This is a genomic window from Burkholderia sp. E168m23 (genome assembly GCF_016586125.1).
Lineage (GTDB): Bacteria > Pseudomonadota > Gammaproteobacteria > Burkholderiales > Burkholderiaceae > Burkholderia > Burkholderia orbicola.
In genome coordinates, this window is the sequence record NZ_BCPP01000357.1 from 1 (window position 1) to 6463 (window position 6463).

At 69.4% G+C, this 6463-nt stretch carries 6 protein-coding genes; 5 read left to right on the plus strand and 1 reads right to left on the minus strand.

Features of this window, described 5'->3' with window-relative positions:
* The coding region (locus JMF90_RS18850; RefSeq protein ID WP_201325310.1) for a DUF6537 domain-containing protein at positions 1 to 1305 on the plus strand (1305 nt) is incomplete at its 5' end.
* 96 nt (positions 1306 to 1401) lie between these two features.
* On the opposite strand, the gene JMF90_RS18855 is transcribed toward JMF90_RS18850, so the two are convergent.
* Positions 1402 to 3069, minus strand: a complete 1668-nt coding sequence (locus JMF90_RS18855) for a Na+/H+ antiporter (RefSeq protein WP_054928153.1) — start codon at positions 3067 to 3069, stop codon at positions 1402 to 1404.
* A 306-nt stretch (positions 3070 to 3375) separates the two neighbouring features.
* Between JMF90_RS18855 and JMF90_RS18860 the strand changes: the two genes are divergently transcribed.
* The 4 genes from JMF90_RS18860 to JMF90_RS18875 all read left to right on the plus strand — a co-directional run bounded on the left by JMF90_RS18860 (position 3376) and on the right by JMF90_RS18875 (position 6429).
* Positions 3376 to 4662 carry an EAL domain-containing protein gene (locus JMF90_RS18860; RefSeq protein ID WP_011546344.1) on the plus strand — a complete coding sequence of 429 codons (1287 nt, stop codon included), beginning with the start codon at positions 3376 to 3378 and terminating at the stop codon, positions 4660 to 4662.
* Between the two features lie 157 nt (positions 4663 to 4819).
* Positions 4820 to 5206 carry a hypothetical protein gene (locus JMF90_RS18865; RefSeq protein WP_077180408.1) on the plus strand — a complete coding sequence of 129 codons (387 nt, stop codon included), beginning with the start codon at positions 4820 to 4822 and terminating at the stop codon, positions 5204 to 5206.
* Positions 5203 to 5607, plus strand: a complete 405-nt coding sequence (locus JMF90_RS18870; RefSeq protein WP_077180407.1) for a hypothetical protein — start codon at positions 5203 to 5205, stop codon at positions 5605 to 5607. Before JMF90_RS18865 ends, JMF90_RS18870 begins: the two co-directional genes overlap by 4 nt.
* Positions 5608 to 5703: 96 nt before the next feature.
* Complete coding sequence (locus tag JMF90_RS18875; protein WP_053524072.1) at positions 5704 to 6429, plus strand: copper homeostasis protein CutC; 726 nt, start codon at positions 5704 to 5706, stop codon at positions 6427 to 6429.
* Positions 6430 to 6463 lie beyond the last annotated feature (34 nt).

Sequence of the window (6463 nt, forward strand, 5' to 3'; positions counted from 1 at the left end):
GAAGGCAAGAGCGCATCGGTGCTCGACTTCATGGGTTTCGCGCAGAAGGGCGGCTCGGTGCTGTCGTTCGTGCGGATCGCGTCGAGCGACCGCTGGCTGAACCAGGTGCGCATCGACACGCAGCAGGCCGACGTGCTGCTCGCGTGCGACATGGTCGTCGGTGCGAGCGCCGAGGCGCTGCAGACGGTGCGTCACGCGCGCACGCGGATCGTCGTCAACACGCACCGGATTCCGAACGCGTCGTTCGTGCAGAACCCCGACGCGAACCTGCATGCGGACGCATTGCTTGAAAAAATGCACCACGCGGCCGGCGACGGCTACCTGTCGAGCTGCGACGCGCAGGCGCTCGCCGCGAAATTCCTCGGCGATTCGATCGGCGCGAACATCCTGATGCTCGGCTACGCGTGGCAGCTCGGCCTCGTGCCGGTGTCGCTCGCCGCGATGATGCGCGCGATCGAGCTGAACAACGTCGCGGTACCGATGAACAAGCTTGCGTTCTCGATCGGCCGAATGGCGGCCGGCGACGCGGCGGGCCTCGACGCGTTGTGGAACGCGCGTCATGCGGTGGCCGTCCACGCCGCGCCGGAGACGCTTGCCGAGCTGATCGCCGATCGCGAGGCGCGTCTCGACGCGTATGGCGGTGCGCGCTATGTCGAGCGCTATCGGGCGCTGGTGAACGCGGCGCGCGCGAAGGGCGACGATGCGCTGACGCGCGCGGTTGCGACGACGTTCTACCGGCTGCTCGCGGTGAAGGACGAATACGAAGTCGCGCGGCTGTACACGGACGACGCGTTCCGCACGGCGCTCGAAGCGCAGTTCGAAGGCGTGCCGGGGCAGACGTACCGCGTGAAGTTCAACCTGGCGCCGCCGACGGTCGCGAAGGCCGGCAGCGACGGCAGTACGCCGAAGAAGCGCGTGTTCGGCCAGTGGATGTGGCCGGTGTTCGGCATGCTGGCGCGCGTGCGCAGCCTGCGCGGCACGTGGCTCGATCCGTTCGGCCGCACGGTCGAGCGCAAGATGGAGCGCGCGCTGGCCGACGACTACGAAACGACGCTCACGCGTGCGTTCGCCGCGATGACCCCCGGCAATACGGCGCAGGTCGTGCAACTGGCCGACCTGCACGCGCGCGTGCGCGGCTTCGGTCACGTGAAGGTGCGCAACCTGGCCGGCGTGAAGCGTGCGGAACGCGAGCTCGCGCTGCAGCTCGGCATCGACGCGGCGACGAGCGCGGCCGTGCAGCATGCGCTCGACGAGATGAAGGGCGCGGGGATGCTGAAGGGGATTCCGGTCGTCGTCGCGAAGTAACGCGAGCGTGAGTGGATGTGAAAACGGCGATGCTCGTGCGAGCGTCGCCGTTTTTTATGGTCCTGGGTGGCTGCGCGCGGGCCGCAGCCGGCCCCGTCAAACAATGCCTTTCTTGCGCGTCGACAGCGCGGTTTCAGACAGGTCGATCTCGCGGAGCAGCTTCGTCAGCGTCTCGTCGGAAATCTTGCTGTCGCTGCGCAGCCGGTACAGCGCCGAGCGTTCCGCGCGCACGGCCGCGATCCGCATCTGCAGCTCCATCGTTTCGGCCTGCTGCGCTTGCGCGCGCGGCGTGGGGCCGTCGTCGGCCAGCGCGGCGAGCCGGCGGCGATATTGATCCATCACGCGCGCGGAGATGTCCGCGCAGCGCGCCGCGCCCGATTCGTCGAGATCGGCCGAGATCGCGTCGTGCGACGAATCGACCGCGCGGATCGCGGCCTGCGCGGCGGCCGAGCGTGCGATGCGCTCCTCGTTGCCGAGCGGGTTGCGCGTCGAGCGCACGCCGCGCAGCAGCAGCGGCAGGCCGATCACCCCGACGATCAGCGAGCCGAGGATCACGGCCGACGCGATGAAGATCGCGGTGTCGCGGCCCGGCAGCGGCGCGCCGTCGGACAGCGCGACCGGAATCGACAGCACGCCGGCGAGCGTGACCGCGCCGCGCACGCCGCCGACCGTCATCACCGCGATCGTGCGTACGCCGGCCATCGTGCCGGCGAGGCCATGGCGCGCGGCGCGGCGGCTCGCGAACCAGCGCAGCAGCCACACCCACAGGAAGCGGATCGCATACAGCGCGAGCATCATCGCGCACACGTTGAAGATCATGCGGCCGACCAGCGCGTCGCTCGTATGGTGCGCGTCGACGAGCGCGCGGCCGATGATGTGCGGCAACTGCAGCCCGAGCATGATGAACACCATGCCGTTGAACACGAATTCGATCATCGCCCACGTGCTTTCGGCGCGCACGCGCGACGCGACGGTGCTTTTGCGCGAGAAGCTCGTGTAATTCATCATCATCCCGGCCGACACGGCCGCGAGCACGCCCGACAGGTCGAGGTGCTCGGCGAACAGGTAGGCGGCGAACGGCACCAGCAGCGTCATCACGATGCCGGGGGCCGGATCGCCTTCCTGCTCGGCATTCAGGAAGCGCGTCGACAGCGCGCTGAATACCCACGACACGATCGCGCCCGTCGCGAGCCCGCCGGCGGCGACGATCACGAACGTGACCGACGCGGCGCGCAGCGAGAACACGCCGGTGAGCGCGGCCGCGATCGCGAACTTCAGCGCGACGAGGCCCGACGCGTCGTTCATCAGCGCCTCGCCTTCGAGGATGTGCATCAGTTGCGGCGGAATGCGGCCCTTGCCGGCGATGCCCGACAGTGCGACCGCGTCGGTCGGCGACAGCACCGCAGCGAGCGCGAACGCGATCGGCAGCGGCAACTCGGGAATCAGCCAGTGTGCGAAGTAGCCCACTGCGAGTACCGTCATGAACACGAGCCCGAACGCGAGCATCAGGATCGCGCGGCGCTGCAGATAAAGCTCGCGTTTCGGAATCCGCCAGCCGTCCGCGAACAGCAGCGGCGGAATGAACAGCAGCATGAAGATCTCGGGATCGAACGTGACGTGCAGGTTCAGCTTCGGCCACGCGAGCATCGCGCCGAACGCGATCTGCATCAGCGGCAACGGCAGTTGCAACGGCAGGAGGCGCGTGACGGCGCCGGACAGTGCGACGGTCAGCAGCAGAATGAGGACTGTGAAAACGATTTCCATCGATACGGCGAATGACGTGAAATGAAACGATCGTACGGAGTGTAGCGTGCCGACGTGACGGGCGCGTTCAAGCGGTCGGTGCGTGCGCACGGAAATGGTGCGCGAGTAGCGCGCCACGGTGGTGCGGTGGCCGCGTGCGGCCGCGCGGCGCATGGGTTCTGCGCGCCTTGCACGGAGCTTGCTTGAAGGTGGGTAGCCACCCGGCCCGCGCCGGGCAACCGAGGGTCCAACCATGACATTGCGCGCCGTCCCGTTCGTCGTCCGTTTCGGCGGACGTCGCGTTCGATTGCATCACCAGGAGGAAGCATGACGATCGTGCAACAGGAGCGTCCGGCCGCCGCGTCGCCGTACCGGTTCGAGCGGGAGATGAGCTCCGGCCTCGAACGGCTGGCGACGCAGCATCGCGACCTGACGCTCACGACCGTGTTCCAGCCGATATTCAGCCTGTCGCATCAGCGCGCGGTGGGCTACGAGGCGCTGCTGCGCGCGCACGATGCGCTCGACCGCGCCGTGTCGCCGCTCGACGTGTTCGGCGAAGCCGCGCGCCGCGACGAACTGCTGCAGCTCGACCGGCTCGCGCAGGCGCTGCATCTGGAGAATTTCGCGCTGCTCGGCGCGGAGCGCGAGTGGCTGTTTCTCAACGTCCATCCCGGCGTGCTCACTGACCCGTTCCAGGCGGCCGCGCTGCTCGCGAACCTGAAGCGGCTCGGCATGCCGCCCCGCCGCATCGTGCTCGAGGTGCTCGAACAGCGCGCGGACGACGTCGAGCGGCTCGCGGAGGCCGTGCGCGAATTCCGCACGCACGGCTTCCTGATCGCGCTCGACGATTTCGGCGCGGGCCACTCGAACATCGAACGGATCTGGCAACTGAACCCGGACATCGTGAAGCTCGACCGCATCATGCTGTCGCACGCGGCGCACCGCACCGGGCTCACCGCGATCCTGCACGGGCTCGTGACGCTGTTGCACGAGGCCGGCAAGCTGGTGCTCGTCGAAGGGATCGAGACCGAGCACGAAGCGCAGATCGCGCTGTCGTGCGAGGCCGATTTCGTGCAGGGCTACTACTTCGGCCGCCCGGCGCCGGGGCTGCCCGACAGCGCGGCCGCGACCGGCTGCATCGGCGAGCTGACCGAGCGCTTTCGTCAGCAGACTGAAGCGCGCGAGCGGCGCGACACGCAGCGGCTCGCCCCGTACCTGCGCGCGTTCGAACGCGCGGCCGAGCGCCTCGAGGCCGGCGAGCCGCTCGACGAGGTGTGCTGGAATTTCCTCGCGCTCGACGCCGCCGCGCGCTGCTTCCTGCTCGATGCGCAGGGCCGGCAGTCGGGCCGCAACGTCGTGCTGCGCGCTGATCGCGCGCTGGCCGAGGCGCGTTTTTCGCCGCTGGCGGACGCGCAGGGCGCGAACTGGCTGCGCCGGCCGTATTTCCGCTCGGCGATCGCCGAGCCGGGGCGCGTGCAGGTCACGCGGCCGTACCTGTCGATCAACGAGGCGCAGCCGTGCGTGACGCTGTCGGTGGCCGTGCGCGTCGGCGATGCGCAGCGCGTGCTGTGCGGCGATATCGACTGGCTCGACGACGACGCGCAGGCCGCGTAGCGACGCACGGCTCGCATGCGGAGAGGGCGCGCGGGGCTGCGGGGGCGGCCGTTGCGTTCACCGTGCGCTTCCCCGACAATGGCGCGAGCGCGGCCGTCGTGACCGCGCGCGCCGTCCCGGGGGCCACCATGGCGGCGAATATAAAAAGGAAAACACCATGAAAAGACCAATTTCGCTGACCATCCTCGCGTGGATCATCATCGTGACCAACGCGATCACCTGCGTGTATACGCCGTTCTCGATCGGCATGCCGACCACCCAGGCGCTGCTGTCGCACTACCTGCTGCCAGTCTGGGCGACGCTCGGCATCAGCGTGATCATCGAAGCCGCGAACGTCGTGATCGGCGTCGCGATCCTCAAGGGGCGCGAGTGGTCGCGCAAGGCCTACCTCGCGACGTCGGTGTTCGGCTTCGCGTTTTCGTTCGTCAACATGCCGAAGTCGATGTTCATGGTGCTGATTCCCGGCTTCCTGCTGTTCGCGGTGTTCGTCTATCTGCTGTTCCGGCGCCCGGCGACCGCGTATTTCCGGCACGCCTTCGCGTGAGCGTCGTGCGCAACGCGCTGGCGATCGTGCTGTTCTCGATCGCCGGCTTTTGCGTGATGGCCGCGCAGATGGCCTCGTTCATGAAAGTCGGCTACGCGGGCGCGACGGCCGTATTCGTTGCCGTGCTGTTCGCGGTGTCGGCCGTGCTGCTGGCCGCGGGTGCGTTTGCCGGCGTATTCCGGCCGCGTGCGCGCGGCGCGGGCATCACGTTGCTCGTCGCGGCCGCGACCACGGCGCTCGGGATGCTCGGCTGGGGGATGCTCGTGCTCACACCGGCGATCGTCGACGTGATGCAGCAGCAGGGCGCGTACTTCGATGCGCGCATGTTCCGGTTCGTGTCCGGCACCGCGGTGACGGCGTTGTCCGCGCTCGTCGGCGTCTGGCTCGTGCGGCGCGGCTGACGTACTGGGCTGAAGTCCGCGGCGGCCGCCACGCTGGCGTCCGTCACGCGGCTCGGCTAGGATGCGCGAATTGTCCAGATGATTCGCGGGCCGCCCATGAACCGACACGCCGCTTCCTCCGTTCTCCTCGAAGTGATCGCCACGACCGTCGGCGATGCGAAGGCCGCCGCCCGCGCGGGCGCCGACCGCCTCGAACTCGTGACCGCGATCACCGAAGGCGGGCTGACGCCGAGCGTCGGCCTGATCGAGGCCGTCGTGGCCGCCGTGCCGATTCCGGTCAACGTGATCGTGCGTCCGCACAGCCGCTCGTTCGTCTATGACGCCGACGACCTGCGCGTGATCGAGCGCGACGTGCGCGCGGCGGTCGCGGCCGGCGCGAACGGGGTCGTGTTCGGCGCGCTCGACGCGCATGGCGACGTCGATCTCGGTGCGCTGGCCCGGATCGCGGCGGCCGCCGACGGGCGCGCGCTCACGTTTCACCGCGCATTCGACGTCGCGCGCGATCTGAACGCCGCGTTCGACGCGTTGCTGCGCGTGCCGGCCGTCACGTCCGTGCTGACGTCGGGCGGCCATCCGTCGGTGCTCGATGCGGTCGCGACGATCACGCGGCTCGTGCGGCAGGCGGCGGGCACGACCTGCACGGTGCTGGCCGGCTCGGGGCTCACGATCGACGCGGTCGGCGACTTCGTCCGCGCCACCGGCGTGCGCGCGGTGCATTTCGGCTCGGGTGTGCGGCCGCGCGGCGAGGTGCTGGCGCCCGTCGACGCGCAACGCGTCGAGCGCGTGCGCGCGGCGCTGGACGGCGCGGCGTCGCACGTGTGACGCGCATGCCGAAGCTGCGCGTGGGTGCGTCGAG

Bases quoted from the DNA above. Each gene is read 5' to 3' on its own strand.
- JMF90_RS18855 (WP_054928153.1), bottom strand. From the start codon at position 3,069: ATGGAAATCGTTTTCACAGTCCTCATTCTGCTGCTGACCGTCGCACTG.
- JMF90_RS18860 (WP_011546344.1), top strand. From the start codon at position 3,376: ATGACGATCGTGCAACAGGAGCGTCCGGCCGCCGCGTCGCCGTACCGG.
- JMF90_RS18865 (WP_077180408.1), top strand. From the start codon at position 4,820: ATGAAAAGACCAATTTCGCTGACCATCCTCGCGTGGATCATCATCGTG.
- JMF90_RS18875 (WP_053524072.1), top strand. From the start codon at position 5,704: ATGAACCGACACGCCGCTTCCTCCGTTCTCCTCGAAGTGATCGCCACG.